General features: G+C 72.6%; 16 protein-coding genes. 7 read left to right on the top strand and 9 right to left on the bottom strand.

The genetic code is table 11. The features are described from left to right. Nucleotides 1-52 precede the first annotated feature (52 nt). The 3 genes from AA0005_RS04455 to AA0005_RS04445 are packed head-to-tail and all read right to left on the bottom strand — an operon-like array spanning nt 53 to nt 3,233. Nucleotides 53-1,213, bottom strand: a complete 1,161-nt coding sequence (locus AA0005_RS04455) for a glycosyltransferase family 4 protein (protein WP_413452205.1) — start codon at nt 1,211-1,213, stop codon at nt 53-55. Further along, nucleotides 1,210-2,811: a glutamine-hydrolyzing GMP synthase gene (gene guaA / locus AA0005_RS04450; protein WP_413452204.1), complete on the bottom strand. Its 1,602-nt coding sequence runs from the start codon at nt 2,809-2,811 to the stop codon at nt 1,210-1,212. Before guaA ends, AA0005_RS04455 begins: the two co-directional genes overlap by 4 nt. Before the next feature lie 2 nt (nt 2,812-2,813). Further along, a complete protein-coding gene (locus AA0005_RS04445; protein WP_413452203.1) occupies nt 2,814-3,233 on the bottom strand; it encodes a DUF3817 domain-containing protein in 420 nt (139 codons plus the stop codon). A gap of 110 nt (nt 3,234-3,343) precedes the next feature. Here AA0005_RS04445 and AA0005_RS04440 point away from each other — a divergent pair, with 110 nt between their 5' ends. Both AA0005_RS04440 and AA0005_RS04435 read left to right on the top strand, forming a co-directional pair. Then, complete coding sequence (locus AA0005_RS04440) at nt 3,344-5,116, top strand: ABC transporter ATP-binding protein (protein WP_413452202.1); 1,773 nt, start codon at nt 3,344-3,346, stop codon at nt 5,114-5,116. Beyond that, a complete protein-coding gene (locus AA0005_RS04435; RefSeq protein WP_413452201.1) occupies nt 5,116-6,849 on the top strand; it encodes an ABC transporter ATP-binding protein in 1,734 nt (577 codons plus the stop codon). The genes AA0005_RS04440 and AA0005_RS04435 overlap by 1 nt, the downstream gene beginning before the upstream one ends. A gap of 96 nt (nt 6,850-6,945) precedes the next feature. Here AA0005_RS04435 and AA0005_RS04430 read toward each other — a convergent pair whose 3' ends face one another. Continuing rightward, on the bottom strand, nt 6,946-7,776 hold the full coding sequence (locus tag AA0005_RS04430) for an SURF1 family protein (RefSeq protein WP_413452200.1): 831 nt from the start codon (nt 7,774-7,776) through the stop codon (nt 6,946-6,948). A gap of 112 nt (nt 7,777-7,888) precedes the next feature. On the opposite strand from AA0005_RS04430, the gene AA0005_RS04425 reads away from it, so the two are divergent. The 4 genes from AA0005_RS04425 to AA0005_RS04410 all read left to right on the top strand — a co-directional run bounded on the left by AA0005_RS04425 (nt 7,889) and on the right by AA0005_RS04410 (nt 14,896). Further along, nucleotides 7,889-10,378, top strand: a complete 2,490-nt coding sequence (locus AA0005_RS04425) for a phosphoketolase (protein ID WP_413452199.1) — start codon at nt 7,889-7,891, stop codon at nt 10,376-10,378. 112 nt (nt 10,379-10,490) lie between these two features. Continuing rightward, nucleotides 10,491-12,563 carry a phosphate acetyltransferase gene (pta, locus tag AA0005_RS04420; protein ID WP_413452198.1) on the top strand — a complete coding sequence of 691 codons (2,073 nt, stop codon included), beginning with the start codon at nt 10,491-10,493 and terminating at the stop codon, nt 12,561-12,563. Further along, nucleotides 12,560-13,747: an acetate/propionate family kinase gene (locus tag AA0005_RS04415; RefSeq protein ID WP_413452197.1), complete on the top strand. Its 1,188-nt coding sequence runs from the start codon at nt 12,560-12,562 to the stop codon at nt 13,745-13,747. The genes pta and AA0005_RS04415 overlap by 4 nt, the downstream gene beginning before the upstream one ends. A gap of 747 nt (nt 13,748-14,494) precedes the next feature. Then, nucleotides 14,495-14,896 carry a hypothetical protein gene (locus AA0005_RS04410; RefSeq protein ID WP_413452196.1) on the top strand — a complete coding sequence of 134 codons (402 nt, stop codon included), beginning with the start codon at nt 14,495-14,497 and terminating at the stop codon, nt 14,894-14,896. A gap of 46 nt (nt 14,897-14,942) precedes the next feature. On the opposite strand, the gene aspA is transcribed toward AA0005_RS04410, so the two are convergent. The 4 genes from aspA to AA0005_RS04390 form a co-directional block, all read right to left on the bottom strand. After that, nucleotides 14,943-16,463, bottom strand: a complete 1,521-nt coding sequence (aspA, locus tag AA0005_RS04405) for an aspartate ammonia-lyase (protein WP_413453059.1) — start codon at nt 16,461-16,463, stop codon at nt 14,943-14,945. Next, entirely contained in the window at nt 16,460-17,818 is a 1,359-nt protein-coding gene (locus tag AA0005_RS04400; protein WP_413453058.1) for a class II fumarate hydratase, read from the bottom strand. Before AA0005_RS04400 ends, aspA begins: the two co-directional genes overlap by 4 nt. Nucleotides 17,819-17,900: 82 nt before the next feature. After that, nucleotides 17,901-18,170 carry an HPr family phosphocarrier protein gene (locus AA0005_RS04395; protein ID WP_413452195.1) on the bottom strand — a complete coding sequence of 90 codons (270 nt, stop codon included), beginning with the start codon at nt 18,168-18,170 and terminating at the stop codon, nt 17,901-17,903. A gap of 8 nt (nt 18,171-18,178) precedes the next feature. Continuing rightward, nucleotides 18,179-19,309 (bottom strand): GuaB3 family IMP dehydrogenase-related protein, encoded by a 1,131-nt coding sequence (locus tag AA0005_RS04390; RefSeq protein ID WP_413452194.1) that lies wholly within the window; start codon nt 19,307-19,309, stop codon nt 18,179-18,181. Nucleotides 19,310-19,347: 38 nt separating this feature from the next. On the opposite strand from AA0005_RS04390, the gene AA0005_RS04385 reads away from it, so the two are divergent. Continuing rightward, nucleotides 19,348-19,767 (top strand): ubiquinol-cytochrome c reductase iron-sulfur subunit, encoded by a 420-nt coding sequence (locus tag AA0005_RS04385; RefSeq protein WP_413452193.1) that lies wholly within the window; start codon nt 19,348-19,350, stop codon nt 19,765-19,767. 70 nt (nt 19,768-19,837) lie between these two features. Here AA0005_RS04385 and AA0005_RS04380 read toward each other — a convergent pair whose 3' ends face one another. Continuing rightward, entirely contained in the window at nt 19,838-21,283 is a 1,446-nt protein-coding gene (locus AA0005_RS04380; protein WP_413452192.1) for a helix-turn-helix domain-containing protein, read from the bottom strand. Nucleotides 21,284-21,392: the final 109 nt, after the last annotated feature.

Raw genomic sequence — 21,392 nt, 5'->3', positions numbered from 1 at the left:
GGGTCCAACCCGGGTCGCGAGCGGGACGCTGTGACGTGCGTCACCCGAGTACTCAGTGCGCGACGCGGGCGTAGAGCTGCTCGGAGGCGCCGAGCACGTCGAGCCAGTCGAAGGGCGGCGGCGTCGTGCGCGCGCTCTCGCGCAGCCGCCGGAGGAGCGTGGCGTCCTCTGCGAGCCGGACGACGGCGTCGGTGAGGGCCGCGTCGGCGGCGACGTCGTCGAGCCCGTCGGCACGGTCGGCGGTGAGCAGGCCGTCGACGCCGTCGGTCACGTACTCGCTCGGGCCGGTACCGCGGCCGGCGATGACCGGCAGCCCGGCCGCGCGGGCCTCGAGCCCGGCGATGCCGAAGGCCTCGAGCCGCGCCGGGGCGACGAACACGTCCTCGGCCGCGTAGCGGGCGCGCAGCTCCTCACGGGGCAGGCCGCCGGTGAGGGTGACGGCGCTCTCGAGGCCCAGCCGTGCGACGGCGGCCCGTACCCGGCCCTCCTCCGGGCCGGCGCCGATGAGGGTGAGGTGCACCCGCGGCGCGCCGCCGGGCCTCGGGCCAAGGCGGCGGTTGGCAGCGGCGACGACCTCGACGAGCGGCACCGGCCGCTTGCGCGGGGCCAGCCGCTGGGTGGCGACGAGGCGCAGCGTCCCGTCCTCGGCACGCGGCGGCGCCTGCGGCAGCCAGTCCGCGACGGTGAGCCCGTTGGGCAGCACCGAGACGTCGTCGCGCCCGAGCATGCGCGCCACCCGCTCCCCCGCCGCGGTCGAGACGGCCGAGACCGCGGCCCGTGAGCGCAGCGTCCCGCTGCGCCGGGCGGCGAGCCCGAAGGCGGTGACGGCGCCGTCGAGCATGCAGTGCCAGGTGATCGCCAGCGGTACCCCGGTGGCCCGGGCAGCCGTCACGCCGTCGAGGGCGAAGGGCGAGACGACGCCCGCGTGGACGTGGACGACGTCGGGACGCAGGCGCTCGACCGCCTCCCGCAGCAGCCAGTGGCCGCGCGGGTTGACGGGCACGCCGAAGGTGAGGGCCGAGGCCATCCGGTGCACGCGCACGCCCGAGCCCAGGACCCGGGTGGCGCGCCGGGTCCCGTCGGCGCCCGCCGTCGCCGTGGCGACGTGGACGTCGTGACCGGCGCCGGCCTGCGCGGCGGCGAGGTCGTGCACCTGCGTCTCGATCCCGCCCGTGCGGGGCGGGAAGCAGTCCGAGACGTGGAGGACCCTCACTCCCACTCGATGGTGCCCGGCGGCTTGCTCGTGACGTCGAGGACCACGCGGTTGACCTCGGGGACCTCGTTGGTGATGCGGCTGGAGATGCGGGCGAGGACGTCGTAGGGCAGGCGCGACCAGTCGGCGGTCATCGCGTCCTCCGAGCTCACCGGCCGCAGGACGATCGGGTGGCCGTAGGTGCGGCCGTCGCCCTGGACGCCCACGGAGCGGACGTCGGCGAGGAGGACCACCGGGCACTGCCAGATGTCGCGGTCCAGGCCGGCGGCGGTGAGCTCCTCGCGGGCGATCGCGTCCGCCGCGCGCAGCACGGCGAGGCGCTCGGCGTCCACGGCACCGACGATGCGGATGCCCAGGCCGGGCCCGGGGAAGGGCTGGCGCCACACGATGCCCTCGGGCACCCCGAGCTCGAGGCCGACGGCGCGGACCTCGTCCTTGAACAGGGTGCGCAGCGGCTCGACGAGCTCGAACTGGAGGTCCTCGGGCAGCCCGCCGACGTTGTGGTGGGACTTGATGTTCGCCGCGCCCTCGCCGCCGCCGGACTCGACGACGTCGGGGTAGAGCGTGCCCTGGACGAGGAAGCGGACCTCTGCCTCGTCGGTGGCCCGCCCGGCCTCCGCGACGATCTCGCGGGCGGCGGCCTCGAAGGTGCGGATGAACTCGCGGCCGATGATCTTGCGCTTGGCCTCGGGGTCGGTGACCCCGGCGAGCGCGTCGAGGAACTGCTGGCTCGCGTCGACGACCTTGAGGTTGACGCCGGTGGCGGCGACGAAGTCCTGCTCCACCTGCTCGGCCTCGCCGGCGCGCAGCAGCCCGTGGTCGACGAAGACGCAGGTGAGCTGGTCGCCGACGGCCTTCTGGACGAGCGCGGCCGCGACGGAGGAGTCCACGCCGCCGGACAGGCCGCAGATGACGCGGGCGTCACCGACCTGCTCGCGGATCGCGGCGACCTGCTCGGCGATGACGTTGCCGGCGGTCCACGTCGGCTGCAGGCCCGCGCCGTCGTAGAGGAAGCGCTCGAGCGCGGCCTGGCCGAAGTCGGAGTGCTTGACCTCGGGGTGCCACTGCACCCCGAAGAGGCGGCGGCCGCGGTCCTCGAAGGCGGCGACGGGCGCGCCCGGGGAGGTGGCGAGGACCTCGAAGCCCTCGGGTGCCTCCTGGACGGCGTCCCCGTGGCTCATCCACACCTGCTGGCGCTCGGGGGTGCCCTCAAGGAGGGAGCCGGCCGCGCACAGCTCGACGACGGTGGCGCCGTACTCGCGGTCGCCGGTGCGCGCGACGGTCCCGCCGAGGGCGGAGGCCATCGCCTGGAAGCCGTAGCAGATGCCGAGGACGGGCACGCCGGCGGCGAAGAGCTCGGGGTCCACGCCGGGGGCGTCCTCGGCGTACACCGAGGAGGGCCCGCCGGAGAGGATGATCGCTGCCGGGTCCTTCTCGAGCACCCGGTCGACCGGCATCGTGTGGGGCACGATCTCGGAGTACACCCCGGCCTCGCGCACACGGCGGGCGATGAGCTGGGCGTACTGGGCGCCGAAGTCGACGACGAGGACGGGCTGCGGCGTGGACGCGCGCTCGGCGGTGGTGGGGGCGTCGCTCATGGTCACCTCGCCAGGGTAGCCGCGGGCCGGGCGACCACGCCCGGCAGGTCCGCCTCGAACCAGCCCTTGGCGCGGTGCTCCATGACGAAGGACAGCACCGGGACCACGCCGGCGACGACGAGCGCCGCCATCCGGCCCAGGCCCCAGCGCATCGCCGACCACAGGTTGAGGACGCTGACGAGGTAGACGACGTAGATCCAGCCGTGCGCGAAGGGGATCCACCGGATCCACGCCTCGACGTCCGGTCCCACCCCGACGAGGTAGACCAGGACCATCTCCACGCACAGGAGCAGCAGCATGACACCTGTGACGAACGCCATGGCCCGGTAGAAGGTCCAGGCCCTGCGTGCCTTGTGCTCGCGCTCGGCCTGCAGTGCCGCACCCGGTGCGGTGCCCACTGCGGCCGTGGTCTCCTCGCTCATACGTCCTCCCTGCGCCCGCCCCTGCGAGCTCGGTCCCCAGTGTCTCAGGCGCCGCCGACGGCGGAAAACAGGCTGCCGGGTGTCGTCGGCGACACCTAGGCTCAGGTCTCGTGCTCGACGTCCCGACCGGCCACCCCGGTCACCCGCCCCTCGGCTCGCCCACCCGCTACCTCGCGTGGACGGCCCGCGGCGCCTGGCGCACCCTGCTGGTGGGCTGCCTGCTCGCCGCCGTCGTCTCCGTCGCGGGGGCCGCGGTGCCGCTCGTCCTGGGCGCGGCCCTCGACAGCGGCCTGTCCGACGGCGTCTCCGTCCGGCTCCTGTGGCTCGCCCTGGCCCTCGTCGGCATCGGGCTGCTGAGCGCCGTCGCGACGAGCGTGGGCCACGCCGCCGAGGTCGGCGGCTGGCTGCACGGCGCCTTCAGCACCACCCGCCTCGTGGGGCACCACGTCACCCGCACCGGCCCCGCCATCGGGGAGGAGCTGCCCACCGGTGAGGTCGTCAGCGCCGTCGCCAACGACTCCTTCCAGGTCGGCAACGTCCTCGAGCTGCTGCCCGCCTTCGTCGGTGGGATGGTCGGCTACCTCACCGTCACCGTCTACATGCTCCAGCAGTCGCCCAGCCTCGGGCTCGTCGTCGCGCTCGGGCTGCCGGTCGTCACCGTCGTCGTCTCCTTCCTCATCAAGCCGCTCCAGGCGCGGCAGAAGGAACAGCGCGACGCCGCCGGGCGGCTCGCGACCCTCGCCACCGACACCGTCTCCGGGCTGCGGATCCTGCGCGGCATCGGTGGGGAGGACGTCTTCGCCGAGCGCTACCGCGCCCAGTCCCAGCGCGTGCGCAGCGCGGGCGTGCGGGTTGCCGGGCTCTCCTCGGTGCTCGAGGCGCTGCAGATCCTGCTGCCCGGTCTGTTCGTCGCCTGCGTCGTGTGGCTCGGCGCCCGGCTCGCGGTCAGCGGCGAGATCTCCCCCGGCCAGCTCGTCACCTTCTACGGCTTCACGGCCTACCTGTCCGAGCCGCTGCGCTGGGTCACCCAGTTCATCAACTTCCTCACCCGCGCCCGCGTGGCCGCCCGCAAGATCACCGGCGTGCTGTCGGTGACCCCGGAGGCGGGCACGCTCGCGGAGTCCGAGGCCGCCGACACCCTGCCCCGGCCGGCCGGCCCGCAGACCCCGGGCGTCGTCGTCGACACCCTCAGCGGCCTCGCGCCGCTGCCGGGTGGGCTCACCGCCGTCGTCACGCCGCGTCCGGGCGAGGCGGAGGCCCTGGCGAGCCGGCTCGGGCGCCTCGACGACCGGAGCACCGACGAGGTCCTCCTCGACGGCGTGCCCCTGCGCGAGCTGCCCCTCGCCGAGGTGCGCCACCGGCTCGTCGTCGCCTCCTCCACCCCGCAGCTGTTCACCGGACCGCTGCGCGCGGCGCTCGACGCCCGCGAGGACGGCCACGACGACGCCACGCTGCTGCGCGCGCTCCACACCGCCGACGCCCACGACGTCCTCGAGTCCCTGCCCGAGGGGCTGGACGGGGAGATCACCGAGAAGGGCCGCTCGCTGTCCGGCGGCCAGCGCCAGCGCGTCGCGCTCGCCCGCGCGCTCCTCACCGAGCCGCAGGTGCTCGTCCTCGTCGAGCCCACCAGCGCCGTCGACGCCCACACGGAGGCGCGGATCGCCGCGCGGCTGGCCGAGTACCGCCGCGGGCGCACCACCGTCGTCCTCACCGCCTCCCCGCTCGTCCTCGAGCACGCCGACGACGTCGTCCTCCTCGACGACGGCGTCGTCCGCGCCCGCGGCCGGCACCGCGATCTGCTCGCCCGGGCGGCGGCCGGTGAGCCGGAGGCACAGGCCTACCACGCCGTCGTCGGACGGTCCCTCACCACGGAGGTGGTCTGATGCAGCTGCCCGTCGCCGACCAGCGGCGCGTGCGCGCCTTCGCCGGGCGCCTGCTCCGCTCCCACCGGCGCCCGCTCGGCGTCGTCGTCCTCCTCCAGGCGCTCGCCGCGGTCGCCGCGCTCGCCCTGCCGTGGCTGCTCGGCGGGCTCGTCGACGCCGTCGTCGCCGGTACCACCCGCCGCTACGTCGACACCGTCGCGCTGTGGCTCGTGGGCGTCGTCGTCCTCCAGGCACTCGTCACCCGCTACGCCCAGCGCAGCGCCATGGTGCTGGGCGAGGAGGTCTTCGCCGAGCTGCGCGAGCGCTTCCTCGCCGGCGTCACCCACCTGCCGCTGTCCACGGTCGAGCGCGCCGGCACCGGTGACCTGCTCGGGCGCACGACCAACGACATCGACCGGGTCCAGTGGGCGGTGCGCTTCGGCGTCCCGCGCGTCCTCGTCACGGCGACGACGATCGCGCTCACCTTCGGGGCGGCGCTGCTCGCCTCCCCGCTCGTGGCGCTGGCCATGCTCGTAGGCCTGCCGGTCCTCACGCTCGCCACCCGCCGCTACCTGCGCCGCTCCGCCCCCGCCTACCGGGAGAACGCCGCCGCGTACGCCGACCTCAACGGGGTGCTCACCGAGTCGGTGGAGCACGCCGCGACGGTCGACGCGCTCGCACTCGGCCGCCAGCGGCGGGAGCGGGCCGACGCCGTCGTCGCCGCCGCGTGGGACACCGAGAAGGTGACCCTCAGGCTGCGGATGTCGGTGTTCTTCTGGCTCGTCACGTCCTTCGCACTGCCGGTGGCCGCCGTCGTCGTGTGGGGCGCGCACCTCGTGGGCCAGGGCCTCGTCACCCTCGGCGCCGTCACCACGGTGGCGCTGTACGTCATCCAGATCCGCGGCCCGCTGTTCGAGCTGCTCATGTGGGTGGACGAGATCCAGGTGGCGACGGCGAGCCTCGCGCGGATCGTCGGGATCGAGCTCGTCCCGCCGGACCGGGAGGCCGGCACCGCGCGGCCCGCACGCGAGGACGTGCGCGCCCGCGAGGTTCGCTACGCCTACCGCGAGGGCGAGGACGTCCTCCACGGCATCGACCTCACCCTCGCGCCCGGGGAGCGGCTGGCGATCGTCGGCCCGTCCGGGGCGGGGAAGTCGACCTTCGGGCGCATGCTCGCCGGTATCCACCCGCCCACCGGCGGCCGCGTGACGATCGACGGCGTCCCGCTCGTCGACCTGCCCGAGGAGGAGCTGCGCCGCCACGTCGCCCTCGTCACCCAGGAGCACCACGTCTTCGTCGGCAGCGTCGCGGACAACCTGCGGCTGGCCAAGCACGACGCCGACGACGCCGAGCTCGCCCGCGCCCTCGAGGCCGTCGACGCCGGCGAGTGGGTGGCGGCGCTGCCCGAGGGCATCGAGACGGCCGTCGGCTCCGGTGGCGTGACGCTCACACCCGCGCAGGCCCAGCAGCTCGCGCTCGCGCGGCTCGTGCTGCTCGACCCGCACACCCTCGTGCTCGACGAGGCGACCTCGCTGCTCGACCCGCGCGCGGCCCGGCACCTGGAGCGGTCGCTGTCCGCACTGCTCACCGGCCGCACGGTCGTGGCGATCGCCCACCGCCTGCACACCGCGCACGACGCCGACCGCGTCGCCGTCATGGAGGCCGGCCGGATCGCCGAGATCGGCCCCCACGACGAGCTCGTCGCCGCGGGCGGGGAGTACGCGGCCCTCTGGCAGTCCTGGCAGCAGGACTGAGGAACAACTCTGCTGTCGGCGCAGGAACCCACCCCCTGCGCCGCCGGAACCGAACCCCCCTCCGCCGACAGCAGACTTGTTCCTGGGGGCGCGTAGTCAGGCCGCGGCAGCCAGGCGGGCCTCGCGGACGTCGTCACGCAGCACCTTGAGCCAGAAGACGACGGCGAAGAGCGCGAAGGCCCACCACTCGATGGCGTAGGCCAGGCTCTGCAGGTTGGGCTCGGCGTCGAGCTCCTCGACGGGTGAGGGCGCCGGCGTCAGCCCACCGGACTGCGCGGGCTCCTCGAGGACGAGGTAGGCGCTGTACATCGGCGTGCCCCACTCCTGGGCGAGCTCGCCCGCGCTGATCCCGCCCGCGAAGCCCTCGGGCAGCCCCGCCTCCCCGGCAGCCTCGGAGTCGCTGAGCACCCCGACGACCTGCAGGCGCCCGGCGGGCGGCGGGGGTGCGGTCACCTGGGTCCCGGCGGTGCCGCCCGCCTCGAGCCGGTCCGCGAGCGCCCCGGCCTCGGGGAGCCAGCCCCGGAGGACCGGCATGATCGCGCCGTCGTGCGCACCGCCGTCGACGTGGAAGGCGGTGACGACCATGAGCGCGTCCTGGCCGTCGACGTTGCGGCCCGGGACGAGGACCTGCTGCTCCGGGTCGAAGTGCCCCTCGAGGCTCACCCGCCGCCCGAAGTGCTCGGTGCCGAAGGCGCTCTGCGGGGCGAGCACCTCGGCGATGGGGACGGCCGGCGCGGCCATGAGCTCCTCGCGCTCGATGCGCGCCGCCTCCTGCCCGCGGATGCCGGCCCGGTCGAGCTGCCAGAAGCCCAGGCGCGTGCACACCGAGGCGACGACGACGACGAGCAGCAGGAGGACGAGCATCCGTCTCGTCGTCGCGGCCCGCAGCCAGTCGCGGGCATCGGCCCGCTGGGCGGTGGTGGACACGCCCCCAGGGTAGTTCGCCCCGCGCGAGGTCCCGGCCTGGGACCTTTTCCGGTGGCTACGGCCCGCGGGAGCCGGAAGGCTGGGTGGTGACCACCGACACAGGGAGTACCGCATGAGCACCGCCTCCGTCCCCGTCACGACCAGCGCCTGGCGCCGCCGCACCCGACCCGCCCCGGACGACGCGACCCTCCACCGGATCGACGCGTGGTGGCGCGCGGCCAACTACCTGTCGGTCGGGCAGATCTACCTGCTCGACAACCCGCTCCTGCGCGAGCCGCTGCACGCCGAGCACGTCAAGCCGCGCCTCCTCGGCCACTGGGGCACGACCCCCGGCCTCAACTTCCTCTACGCCCACGCCAACCGCGCGATCCAGGAGCGCGAGCAGCCGATGATGTACGTCACCGGTCCCGGGCACGGCGGGCCCGGCCTCGTCGCCAACACCTACCTCGAGGGCACGTACTCGGAGGTGTACTCCGACATTACCCAGGACACCGAGGGCCTACGGCGGCTCTTCCGGCAGTTCTCCTTCCCCGGCGGCATCCCCTCGCACGTCGCCCCGGAGACGCCCGGGTCCATTCACGAGGGCGGCGAGCTCGGCTACGCGCTCTCGCACGCCTACGGCGCCGCCTTCGACAACCCCGACCTCCTCGTCCTCGCCGTCGTCGGCGACGGCGAGGCGGAGACCGGGCCGCTGGCCACGAGCTGGCACTCGAACAAGTTCGTCAACCCGCGCACCGACGGCGTCGTCCTGCCAGTCCTCCACCTCAACGGCTACAAGATCGCCAACCCGACCGTGCTCGCCCGCATCGAGGAGGAGGAGCTCCTCGAGCTCATGCGCGGCTACGGCCACAATCCCTACGTCTTCACCGCCGGCTTCGACGACGAGGACCCCGCCTCGATCCACGGCCGCTTCGCCGCGCTGCTCGACGAGGTCCTCGACGAGATCGCCGCGATCAAGGAGCGCGCCGCCCAGACCGAGCCCGAGGACGTCGAGCGGCCCCACTGGCCGATGATCGTCATGCGCACCCCCAAGGGCTGGACCTGCCCGGAGGTCATCGACGGCCAGCAGGTCGAGGGCTCGTGGCGCTCCCATCAGGTGCCGCTGTCCAGCGCGCGTGACACCCCCGAGCACATGCGGGTCCTCGAGGACTGGATGCGCAGCTACCGACCCGAGGAGCTCTTCGACGACGGCGGCCGCCTGGTCGACGACGTCGCCGCCCTCGCCCCCGCGGGCCAGCTGCGGATGAGCGACAACCCCAGCACGAACGGCGGCCTGCTCCTGCGCGACCTGCGGCTGCCGGACATCCGGGACTTCGCCGTCGACGTCCCCTCCCCCGGCGGCGCCGTCACCGAGTCGACCAAGGTGCTGGGCCAGTGGCTCACCGAGGTCATCCGCCGCAACCCGGACAACTTCCGGCTCTTCGGCCCCGACGAGGTCGCCTCCAACCGCCTCCAGGCCGTCTACGACGTCACCGCCAAGCAGTGGAACGCCGACATGGTGCCCTCCGACCGCGAGGAGCACCTCGCCCGCGCCGGGCGGGTCATGGAGGTGCTCTCCGAGCACCAGTGCCAGGGCTGGCTCGAGGGCTACCTCCTCACCGGCCGCCACGGCCTGTTCACCTCCTACGAGGCCTTCATCCACATCGTCGACTCGATGGTCAACCAGCACGCGAAGTGGCTCAAGGTCACCGACGAGCTCGAGTGGCGCCGGCCCATCGCCTCCCTCAACTACCTCCTGTCCTCCCACGTGTGGCGCCAGGACCACAACGGCTTCTCCCACCAGGACCCGGGGTTCATCGACCACGTCGTCAACAAGGGCGCCGACATCGTGCGCGTCTACCTGCCGCCGGACACCAACACCCTGCTCGCGACCTACGACCACGTCCTGCGCACCCGCCAGTACGTCAACGTCGTCGTCGCCGGGAAGCAGCCGGGCCCGGACTTCCTCACGATCGAGCAGGCCCAGGACCACTGCAGCCGCGGGGTGGGCATCTGGGAGTGGGCCGGCACGGAGGAGGAGGGACAGGACCCCGACGTCGTGCTCGCCTGCGCCGGTGACATCCCCACCATCGAGGTGCTCGCCGCCGCCGACCTCCTGCGTCAGCACCTGCCCGAGCTCCGGGTGCGGGTGGTCAACGTCGTCGACCTCATGCGGCTGCAGGACGAGAAGGAGCACCCGCACGGGATGAGCGACCGCGACTACGACACGGTCTTCACCACCGACCGGCCGGTGATCTTCGCGTACCACGGCTACCCGTGGCTCATCCACCGCCTCACCTACCGCCGCACCGGCCACGCCAACCTCCACGTGCGCGGCTACAAGGAGGAGGGCACGACGACCACCCCCTTCGACATGGTCATGCTCAACGACCTCGACCGGTACCACCTCGTCATGGACGTCATCGACCGGGTCCCCGGCCTGGGGTCGAAGCACGCCGGCCTGCGCCAGCGGATGGCCGACGCGCGCCTGGCCGCCCGCCGCTACACCCGCGAGCACGGCACCGACATCCCCGAGGTCGCCGAGTGGCAGTGGCCCGACGTCGGGGAGACCGCGACCGCGTCCGGCGGCCCGCAGTACGACACCGGCGGTGACAACGACTGACGGTGTGGTCGGACACACAGGGCCAACCGGGACAAAGTCCCAGGCCCCCCTCCGGCGACCGGGGGAGACTGGCCACGGCCCTCGCGGCCGTCCAGCACAGGAAGGAGACGTCGTGGCCCGCAGCATCTACATCGCCTCACCGGAGGGCCGGACCGGGAAGTCGACGATCGCCCTCGGGCTCGTCGACCTCTTCGTCCGGCGGGTGGAGCGAGTAGGGATCTTCCGTCCCGTGGTGCGCGGGGGTGACGAGCGGGACTCCGTCCTCGAGCTCCTCATCTCCCACGACGGCGTCGACCTGCCTTACGAGGACGCCGTCGGCGTCACCTACGACGAGGTCCACGCGGACGAGGCCGCGGCGCTGAGCCGGATCGTCGAGCGCTTCCACGCCGTCGAGCAGCGCAGCGACATCGTCGTGGTCGTCGGCTCCGACTACACCGACGTCGCGGGGCCGGCGGAGCTCGCCTTCAACGGCCGGGTCGCGGCGAACCTCGGCTCCCCGGTGCTCCTCACCGTGCGGGCCCTGGACCGCTCGGTCGAGGAGGTCCAGCAGGTCGTCGACATCGCCGCGGCGGAGCTCCGCTCGGACCACGCGGTCGTCGCCGCCGTCGCCATCAACCGCTGCGAGCCGGAGCGGGTGGAGGAGGTGCGCGCCGCCGTCGCCGGCCACGGCCTGCCGGTGTGGGTGTTCCCGGAGATCCCGGTGCTCGCCGCCCCCACGATCAGCGACCTCGTCACGGCGCTGGACGGCACCGTCATCGCGGGCGACGACGCGCTCCTCTCCCGCGAGGCGGAGTCGATCCTCGTGTGCGGGATGAACGTCGAGCACATCCTCGAGCGGCTCAAGGAGGGGCAGCTCGCGATCGCCGCCGGTGACCGCTCCGAGGTGCTCATCGCGCTCGCCGCGGCGCACGCCTCGCAGAACTTCCCCTCGCTCGCGGGCATCGTCCTCAACGGCGGCTACCAGCCCAACGCAGCGGTCAGCACCCTCGTCGAGGGCCTGGGCCGCTCCCTGCCGATCGTCACGACCGAGCACAACACCTACGAGTCCGCCCGCATCGCCTCGACCACCCGCGGCCTCATCTCCCAGGGCAGCCAGCGCAAGCGCGACCTGGCGCTGAGCTCCTTCGAGCGCAGCGTCGACGGTGATGCCGTCCTCGCCGCCCTCGACGTGCCGCCCAGCTCGGTCGTCACCCCGCTCATGTTCGAGGCGGAGCTGCTCGAGCGGGCGCGTGCGGACCGCAAGCACATCGTCCTGCCCGAGGGCACCGACGACCGCATCCTGCGGGCCGCGAGCACGCTGCTCTCCCGCGGGGTCGCCGACCTCACGCTCCTCGGCAACGAGAGCGCCGTGCGCGACCGGGCCAGCGACCTGGGCCTGGACATCGACGCCGCGCAGATCATCGAGCCCCGCACGAGCGAGTGGCTCCAGCCCTTCGCCGAGGAGTACACGCGCCTGCGCGCCCACCGCGGCATGACGGTGGAGCGCGCGCTGGAGATCATCCCGAGCGTCTCGTACTTCGGCACGATGATGGTCCACCTCGGCTATGCGGACGGCATGGTCTCCGGGGCGCAGCACACGACGGCGCACACCATCAAGCCCTCCTTCGAGATCATCAAGACCCGGCCGGGCACCTCGATCGTCTCCTCGGTCTTCCTCATGTGCCTGGCCGACCGGGTGCTCGTCTACGGCGACTGCGCCGTCAACCCCGACCCGGACGCCGAGCAGCTCGCCGACATCGCGATCTCCTCCGCGGAGACTTCCGCCCAGTTCGGCATCGACCCGCGCATCGCGATGCTCTCCTACTCGACCGGCACCTCGGGCAGCGGCGCCGACGTCGACAAGGTCCGCACCGCCACCGAGATCGTCCGCGAGAGCCGCCCCGACCTCTTCGTCGAGGGCCCGATCCAGTACGACGCCGCCGTGGACGCCTCCGTCGCGCAGACCAAGCTCCCGGAGTCCGACGTCGCGGGCAAGGCCACCGTCTTCGTCTTCCCCGACCTCAACACGGGCAACAACACCTACAAGGCCGTGCAGCGCTCGGCCGGGGCGGTGGCGATCGGACCGGTCCTCCAGGGCCTGAACAAGCCCGTCAACGACCTCTCCAGGGGCGCCCTGGTCCAGGACATCGTCAACACCGTGGCCATCACCGCCATTCAGGCGCAGGCCAGCGAGGAGCAGCAGTGAGCAGCACCGTCCTTGTCATCAACTCCGGATCGTCCTCGATCAAGTACCAGCTGATCGAGCCGGAGGAGGGCCTCGTCGTCGCCTCCGGGCTCGTCGAGCGCATCGGCGAGGAGTCGGGACGGCTGCGGCACACCTTCGAGGGCGTCGACACGCGGCTCACCGAGCCGGTGGCCGACCACGGGGCGGGCCTGCGCCGGGTCCTCGAGCTCTTCGCCGAGGTGGGGCCGGACCTCGGTGCCGCCGGGATCGTCGCCGTCGGGCACCGGGTCGTCCAGGGCGGGGCCCGCTACTCCGGCCCGGCCCTCGTCGACGACAAGGTCCTCGCCGACATCGAGGAGCTCATCCCGCTCGCCCCCCTCCACAACCCGCCGAACCTCCGCGGGATCCAGGTGGCGCGCGACCTCCTGCCCGACGTCCCCCACGTCGCGGTCTTCGACACCGCCTTCTTCTCCGACCTGCCCGACGCCGCCGCGACCTACGCCTTGGACCGCGAGGTGGCGAAGAAGTACCGGGTGCGCCGCTACGGCGCCCACGGCACCTCCCACCAGTACGTCTCGCGCACGGCCGCGACGATCGTCGGCCGGCCGCTGGAGGAGCTGCGCCAGGTGGTCCTCCACCTCGGTAACGGCGCCTCCGCCTCCGCGGTCTCCGGCGGGCGGGCGATGGACACCTCGATGGGGATGACGCCGCTCGAGGGCCTGGTCATGGGCACCCGCACCGGTGACATCGACCCGGCGGTCATCTTCCACCTCAGCCGCAACGCCGGCTTCACGATCGACGAGATCGACGACCTCTTCAACCGGCGCTCGGGCCTCAAGGGCCTGTCGGGCCAGAACGACATGCGCGAGGTCCACGAGCTCGTCGCGGCGGGCGACGCCGGGGCGCGCCTCGCGCTCGACGTCTACGCCCACCGGCTGCGCAAGTACGTCGGCGGCTACGCCGCGATCATGGGCGGCCTGGACGTCCTGTCGTTCACCGCCGGTATCGGGGAGAACGACGACATCGTGCGCGCCGAGGCGCTGCGAGGGCTGGAGTTCCTCGGAATCGAGCTCGACCCCGAGCGCAACGCCGGCCGGATCGGCGAGCCGAAGGTCATCTCGACCGACGGCTCGCGCGTCACGGTCCTCGTCGTGCCGACGAAGGAGGAGCAGGAGATCGCCCGCCAGGCAGTGGCCCTCATCTAACGCCCCTCTCTCTCGCAGTCAGAACCGCCCACCGGGTGCCCGGCGGCTGGGAGCGAGTCACTGCAGGCGCCCGGGCGTCCGTTCCAGGCTTCGCGTCCGCCGTCTGACAATCGCATCGAAGCCCCCAGCTGAGGCTGGGGCCGGCAACCGACGGGGCCACTTGTTTGGGTGACAGACGTCCCGAGCGGTCGTACGATGACGAACACAGGTTTTCGACGGGGGGTCAGCCATGAAACTCGGATTGAGAAGGTCGTTTGCAGCCGGCGGGCTCGCATTAGCTCTGGCGCTCTCGGCTCAGGCTGCGATCGCTTCACCAGGTGCTAACACAGAGTGGCCAGCTTCGGGAACACACAGCAACGAGTCCACTGCCGAAGCCAGCCCTGCTGGTTACGTGCCGGGCGGCAACAACTACAAGACTAAGGCTTCTTGCCAAGCCCGCGGCCGGTACCTGATGAACAATCCTCCACCGAATATGCACTATCGCGGCTTCATATGCATCAAGAACAGTTACAACGATAGATGGTCATTGCTCATGGACTCGCCTGAGGTGGGCTGCCGGATTGCTCCTTTGCTAGCGACGCGGGCGGTTGGCACTGAACGTGATCCGATACCAGCCGACTGCTGACGATGGCACCACGACTAGCTGATCAGACCTTCGCACCAGGAGATCGCGTCGAGGCCGGAGGCCTCCTCCGCGACGGGGTGCTTCGCCCCATCGGCCCAGCCGTCGCTGGATCCACCGAGCAGATGACTCTCGCTTCGGAGCTCACCATCGACGAACTGCGCAGCACGTCCTTCGATGGCCCAGTGATCATCCGCGGGATCTGGGACGGCATGTCCATCGCGGCGGCAGACGTCACGCCAGCAGCGCCATCGGCACTGTGGTTCGACACCGACAACGGCCCGGCTGAGGTGTCCCTGGACTCCAGGCACTCCTGGGACACCTCCCACGTGCGCGCTGCGGTCGATTCCGCTCCTGCCGAGGAGCTGCTGGCCATCGGCGAGACCCAGGACGCACGCGGCAGACCCGTGGCAGTGGCTGTCTACCGCACGGCCACGGTTGCGGCGAGAGCCTGGCAGGACCGATTCCCGGCGGGATCGGTCGAAGCATCGGCTTGGCTTCACCGCTTCCGCGGCCCGCTCGGCTGACGGCGGACCGCCCCCGCGGTCCGCACGTCAGCACCTGACGACGCCGTCAGGCCTCCGTGGAGGCTTCCTCCTCGAGCTCGCCGCCCTCGGTCGTGTCCTCGTCGCTGCCGGGCTCGTCCGCCGTGGGAGCGATGACGGCGGGGTCCTCGCCGTAGTACGCCCCCCGGTAGCGGGGCCGCATGAGGTTGTCCACCGACAGGACGTCGTCGATCTCGGCCTCGGTGAGCAGCCCCCACTCGAGGACGATCTCGCGCACGCCGCGCCCGCTGCGCGCCGCCTCCCGGCCCACCCGGTCACCGTTGTGGTGCCCGATGATCGGGTTGAGGAAGGTGACCAGCCCGATCGAGTTCATGACGTTGCGCCGGCACACCTCCTCGTTGGCGGTGATCCCGCGGACGCAGCGCCGGTCGAGGGTGTCGCAGGCCCGGGTGAGCAGCGAGACCGACTCGAAGACCGCCGTCGCGATGACCGGCTCCATGACGTTGAGCTGGAGCTGACCCGCGGCCGCGGCCATCGTCACGGTCGTGTCGTTGCCCATGACGCTGAAGCAGACCTGGTTGACGACCTCGGGGATCACCGGGTTGACCTTCGCCGGCATGATCGAGGAGCCGGCCTGCATCTCCGGCAGGTTGATCTCCCCCAGGCCGGCGCGCGGCCCGGAGGACAGCAGCCGCAGGTCGTTGCAGATCTTGTCGAGCTTGACCGCCACCCGCTTGAGCGCGGCGTGCATCGACACGAAGGCCCCGGCGTCGGACGTCGCCTCGATGAGGTTCTCCGAGCGCACGACCGGCAGCCCGGTGACCTCGGCGAGGTGGGCGACGGCGCGCACCGTGTACCCGGGCGGGGTGTTGAGCCCGGTGCCGATCGCCGTCGCCCCGAGGTTGACCTCGAGGAGCAGCGCCTGCTGCCGCGAGAGGTTGAGCAGCTCCTCGGTGAGGAGCGCGGCGAAGGCACTGAACTCCTGCCCCAGGGTCATCGGCACGGCGTCCTGCAGCTGGGTGCGGCCCATCTTGAGGACGCCGGAGAACTCGTGGCCCTTGCGGGTGAAGGTGCCCACGAGCGCCTCGAGGCGCGACTTGAGCCGCTCCACCGCCTGGTGGATCGCGATGCGCAGCCCCGTGGGGTAGGCGTCGTTGGTCGACTGGCTCTTGTTGACGTGGTCGTTGGGGTGGACGACGTCGTAGCGCCCCTTGGGCAGCCCGAGCCGCTCGAGGGCGAGGTTGGCGATGACCTCGTTGACGTTCATGTTGACCGAGGTCCCGGCCCCGCCCTGGTAGACGTCGACCGGGAACTGGTCGAGGCAGCGGCCCGTCTCGAGCATGTCGTCGCAGGCCCCGATGATCGCCTCGGCGACGTCCGCGGGGAGCGTGCGCAGGTCCCGGTTGGTCAGCGCGGACGCCTTCTTGACCTGGACCATGCCGCGCACGAGGTCGGGCAGGTCGCGCACCCGGGTGCCCGACAGGGCGAAGTTCTCCACCGCGCGCAGCGTGTGGACGCCCCAGTAGACGTCGTCGGGGATCTCGCGCTGGCCGAGGAGGTCCTCCTCGGTGCGGGTGCCGGCCATCAGTTCGGGCGGGTCATCGCGACGACGTCGAGGGCCGAGTCGAGCTGCTCGGGGGTGATCTCCCCGCGCTCGACGTAGCCGAGCTCCTCGACGGCCTCACGGATCGTCGTGCCGTTCTTCACCGCGTGCTTGGCGATCGCGGCTGCCGCCTCGTAGCCGATGACCCGGTTGAGCGGGGTGACGATCGACGGCGAGGACTCCGCCAGCGCGCGCGCCCGCTCGACGTTCGCGGTGATGCCGTCCACCGTGCGGGTGGCCAGCGCGACGCTCGAGTTGGCGAGCAGCGTGATCGACTCGAGGAGGTTGCGGGCGATGACCGGCAGCATGACGTTGAGCTCGAAGGAGCCGGAGGCGCCGGCGAAGGCGATCGTCGCGTCGTTGCCGATGACCTGCGCGCACACCATGAGCGTGGCCTCGGGGATCACCGGGTTGACCTTGCCGGGCATGATCGAGGAGCCGGGCTGCAGGTCGGGGATGGCGATCTCGCCGAGCCCGGTGTTGGGGCCCGAGCCCATCCAGCGCAGGTCGTTGCAGATCTTGACGAGCGAGACGGCCACGGTGCGCAGCGCACCGGACATCTCGACGGCGCTGTCCTGCGCGCTCTGCGCCTCGAAGTGGTTGGTCGCCTCGGTGAGCGGCAGGCCGGTGTTCTCGGCGATCTTCGCGATCGCGGCCGGCGCGAAGCCGGCCGGGGTGTTGATCCCGGTGCCGACGGCGGTGCCGCCGAGGGCGAGCTCGGCCAGCCGCGGCAGCGCCGCCTCGACGCGGGCGACGCCGTAGCGCAGCTGGGTGGCGTAGCCGGCGAACTCCTGACCCAGGGTGACCGGGGTGGCGTCCATGAGGTGGGTGCGGCCGGACTTGACGACGTCCGCGAACTCCTCGGCCTTGCGCTCGAGCGAGCTCGCGAGCGTGTCGAGCGCGGGCAGCAGGTCGTGGACGACGGCGGCCGTGGCGGCGATGTGGATCGACGTCGGGAAGACGTCGTTGGAGGACTGCGAGGCGTTGACGTGGTCGTTGGGGTGGACGCTGCGCCCGAGCAGCGTGCTCGCGATGTTCGCGACGACCTCGTTGGTGTTCATGTTCGACGACGTGCCCGAGCCGGTCTGGAAGACGTCGACCGGGAAGTGCTCGTCGTGCTCACCGGCGATGACCTGCTCGGCGGCCTCCGCGATGGCGCGGGCGAGGTCCTCCTCGAGCACCCCGAGCTCGGCGTTGGTCAGCGCGGCGGCGCGCTTGACCTGCGCGAGGGCGGCGATGTGGTGACGCGACAGACGCGTACCGGAGATCGCGAAGTTCTCCACCGCGCGCTGTGTCTGCGCGCTGTAGAGGGCGCCCCGCGGGACCCGCACCTCCCCCATGGTGTCGTGCTCGATCCGGAAGGCTTCGTCCTGCGTCACTGCTGCTCCAAAGCTCGTGGGTGGGGTGGTGCGGGTGGGGGTGCTACTTGGCGTCGAGGTCCTGGCTGAGGAGCTCGGCGAGGGAGTCGAGGACCTCGTCGGCGCGCTCGCCCTCGGCGGTGAGGACGACGTTCTCCTGGTACTTCGCGCCGAGGGTCATGACCCCGAGGATGCTCGCGGCGTCGACGGGCGTGCCGCCCTCCTTGGCGATCTTCACCGGGATACCGGCCTCACCGGCCGCCTTGACGAAGAGGGACGCGGGGCGGGCGTGCAGCCCGACCCTCGAGCCGATGGTGACGGTGCGCTCTGCCATGGGGACTCCTACCGGTTGTTGGGGGTGTAGGGGGACACGACGACCTCCACGCGCTGGAACTCCTTGAGGTCGGAGTAGCCCGTGGTGGCCATCGCCCGACGCAGGGCGCCGATGAGGTTGACGCTCCCGTCGGGGGTGTCGCTGGGGCCGTGGAGGATCTGCTCGAGGGAGCCGACCGTGCCCACGCGCACGCGCTCGCCGCGCGGCAGCTGCGGGTGGTGGGCCTCCGAGCCCCAGTGCCAGCCCCGGCCCGGCGCCTCCTGGGCGCGGGCGAGGGAGGAGCCGAGCATGACGGCGTCGGCACCGCACGCGACCGCCTTGACGAGGTCGCCGGAGCGGCCCACCCCGCCGTCGGCGATGACGTGGACGTACCGGCCGCCCGACTCGTCGAGGTAGTCGCGGCGCGCGGCGGCGACGTCGGCGACGGCGGTGGCCATCGGGGTGTGGATGCCCAGGGAGGTGCGGGTCGTGTGGGCGGCGCCGCCGCCGAAGCCGACGAGGACGCCTGCCGCGCCGGTGCGCATGAGGTGCAGGGCCGCGGTGTAGGTTCCCGCACCGCCGACGACGACGGGCACGTCGAGCTCGTAGATGAAGCGCTTGAGGTTGAGCGGCTCGGCCGTCGAGGAGACGTGCTCGGCGGAGACCGTGGTGCCCCGGATGACGAAGAGGTCGACGCCGGCCTCGACGACGGTGCGCCAGTGCTGCTGGGTGCTCTGCGGGGAGAGCTTGCCCGCGACCGTGACGCCGGCTGCGCGGATCTCGTGGAGCCGCTGCGTGATGAGCTCGGGGACGATCGGCTGGGAGTAGATCTCCTGCATGCGGCGGGTGACGGCCGAGCCCTCGAGGCTCGCGATCTCCTCGAAGAGCGGCTCCGGGTCCTCGTAGCGGGTCCACAGGCCCTCGAGGTCGAGGACCCCGATGCCGCCGAGCTTGCCGAGGAGGATGGCCGTGGCCGGGCTCATCACCGAGTCCATCGGGGCGGCGAGGACGGGGATGTCGACGTAGTAGGCGTCGATCTGCCACCCGACCGAGACGTCCTGGGGGTCACGCGTGCGCCGCGAGGGGACCACGGCCACGTCGTCGAAGGAGTAGGCCCGCCGTCCCCGCTTGCCGCGGCCGATCTCGATCTCGTTGCTCACGCACGCCAGGTTACCCGGCGGTCGGTAGATTGCGGCCCATGGTCTGCGCGCACCCCCACGGTCCCTCCCGCCGGCAGGTCCTCACCTGGGCGGGTGCCGGCGCGGCGGCACTGACGCTGGCCGCCTGCTCCGGCGAAGAGCCGGCGCCCCCGCCGCCGGAGCCCGGCGAGCAGCTCGCCGCCCTCGAGGACATCCCCGTCGGCGAGTCGCTCGCGGTGCGCACGAGTGAGGGCGCCGAGGTGGTCCTCACCCGGGTGAGCGAGGACGAGGTCGTCGCGCTCAGCGCCGTGTGCACCCACCAGGGCTGCACGGTGGTGCGCGAAGACGAGGACCTCAGCTGCCCCTGCCACGGCTCGCGCTTCGCCGTCGCCGACGGCGCGGTCCTCACCGGCCCCGCCGAGGAGCCCCTCCCCCGGCTCGAGGTCCGCATCGAGTCCGGCGTCATCACGACGGCCTGACGAGCCCTCTCCCCCACCCCCCTTTCGCCGACAGCACACTTACCGCCGACAGCTGAGTTACCGCCGGGCGTCAGTCGTGCTCGGCGGCGTGGGACTCGAGGAACTCGAAGACCTCGGTGTCGTCCACGCCCGGGAAGGAGCCCGAGGGCAGGGGGCTGAGGACGTGGGCGTGCATCTTGGCGCTCGGCCAGGAGTGGTCGCGCCAGCGCTCGGCGAGCTCCGGGGCGGGCCGCCGGCAGCAGGCCTCGTCGGGGCACGTCGAGGCGGCCCGCCGGGTGGTCTCGCGCCCGCGGAACCACTTGGCGTGGGCGAAGGGCACCCCGAGGGTGATGGAGAACTCGGTGTCGCGCCCGGTCCCGGTCTGCGTGCTGCACCAGTACGTGCCGGCCGGCGTGTCGGTGTACTGGGCGTACTCGGTGGTGCGGTTGCGCCGCTCGAAGGCCGAGCGGGCCGCCCAGCTGCGGCACAGCGGCTGCCCCTCGATGGCGCCGGTCGCGTCGGTCGGGAGCGGGACGCCGTCGTTCTCGTAGCCCCGGTAGAGGGCGCCGTCGCTGCCCGCCCGGATGAAGTGCACCGGGATGTCGAAGTAGGCCGTGGCGAGGTTGGTGAAGCGCTGCGCGGCGGAGTGGTGGGTGACGCCGAAGGAGTCGCGGAAGTCCTCCATCGCGATGTCGCGGTCCTTCTTCTTCGCCTCCAGGTGCGCGAGCGCGGCGAAGCGGGGCATGAGGCAGCACGCGGTGAAGTAGGCGATCTCCTGGCGCTGGCGCAGGAAGTCGCCGTAGTCGGCGGGGCGCTCGTGGCCGAAGAGCCGGTGCGCCATCGCCTGCAGGGCGAGCGAGCGCAGCCCGTAGCCGCCCGGGATCGACGCCGGGGGCAGGTAGATGCGCCCGTTGCGCAGGTCGGTGACCGTGCGCGTGGAGTGCGGGAGGTCGTCGACGTGGATGATCTGGAAGCCGAGCCGCTCCGCCATCCGCGCCACCTGGTGGTGGGTCAGTGCGCCGCCCGTGTAGCCCGCGGCCCGGACGGACTCCTCGGCGATCTCCTCGATCTGCGGCAGGTGGTTGCCGCGCCGCTGCATCTCCAGGCGCTGCTCGGTGTTGATGCGCCGCGCCTCGAGCGGGGTCGCGATGACCGCCTGCGCCCGCCGCTCCACCTCCCGGTGCAGCGCGACGAGCGACTCCAGCGCGTCCATCGGCAGCCGCCGCCCGGGCCGCACCGGCGGCACGCCGAGCGAGGCGAAGAGCGGTGAGCGCTGCGCCCGCTCGAGGGCGATCTCGAGCTCGGCGCGCCTGTCGGGCGGCGGCTCGGGGGCCAGGAGGTCGGAGACCGTGACGTCCAGGGCTGCCGCCAGGGCGGTGAGGAGCGAGAGGCGTGGCTCCCTGCGCCCGTTCTCCACGAGGGACAGCTGGCTCGTCGTCGAGCCGGTCGTGGCGGCCAGCTCGCGCAGTGTGAGGCCGGCGCGGACCCGGGCGTGGCGGATGCGACGCCCCAGGACGAGCGGGTCGGCGGTCGTCATGGGTTGACCATAGCGAAACTTCTGCCGTTTTTACCTCCCGACCAGGGTGGAACCAGGCGCCGAGGAGTCGGATCGTGGAAGAACGAGGGCACCGCCGGTGCCCCGGACC

It is taken from the genome of Georgenia phoenicis, from assembly GCF_047302425.1.
GTDB lineage: Bacteria > Actinomycetota > Actinomycetes > Actinomycetales > Actinomycetaceae > Oceanitalea.
The sequence above is the reverse complement of the archived record's forward strand: the minus strand, read 5'-3'. Positions and strand labels throughout refer to the sequence as shown.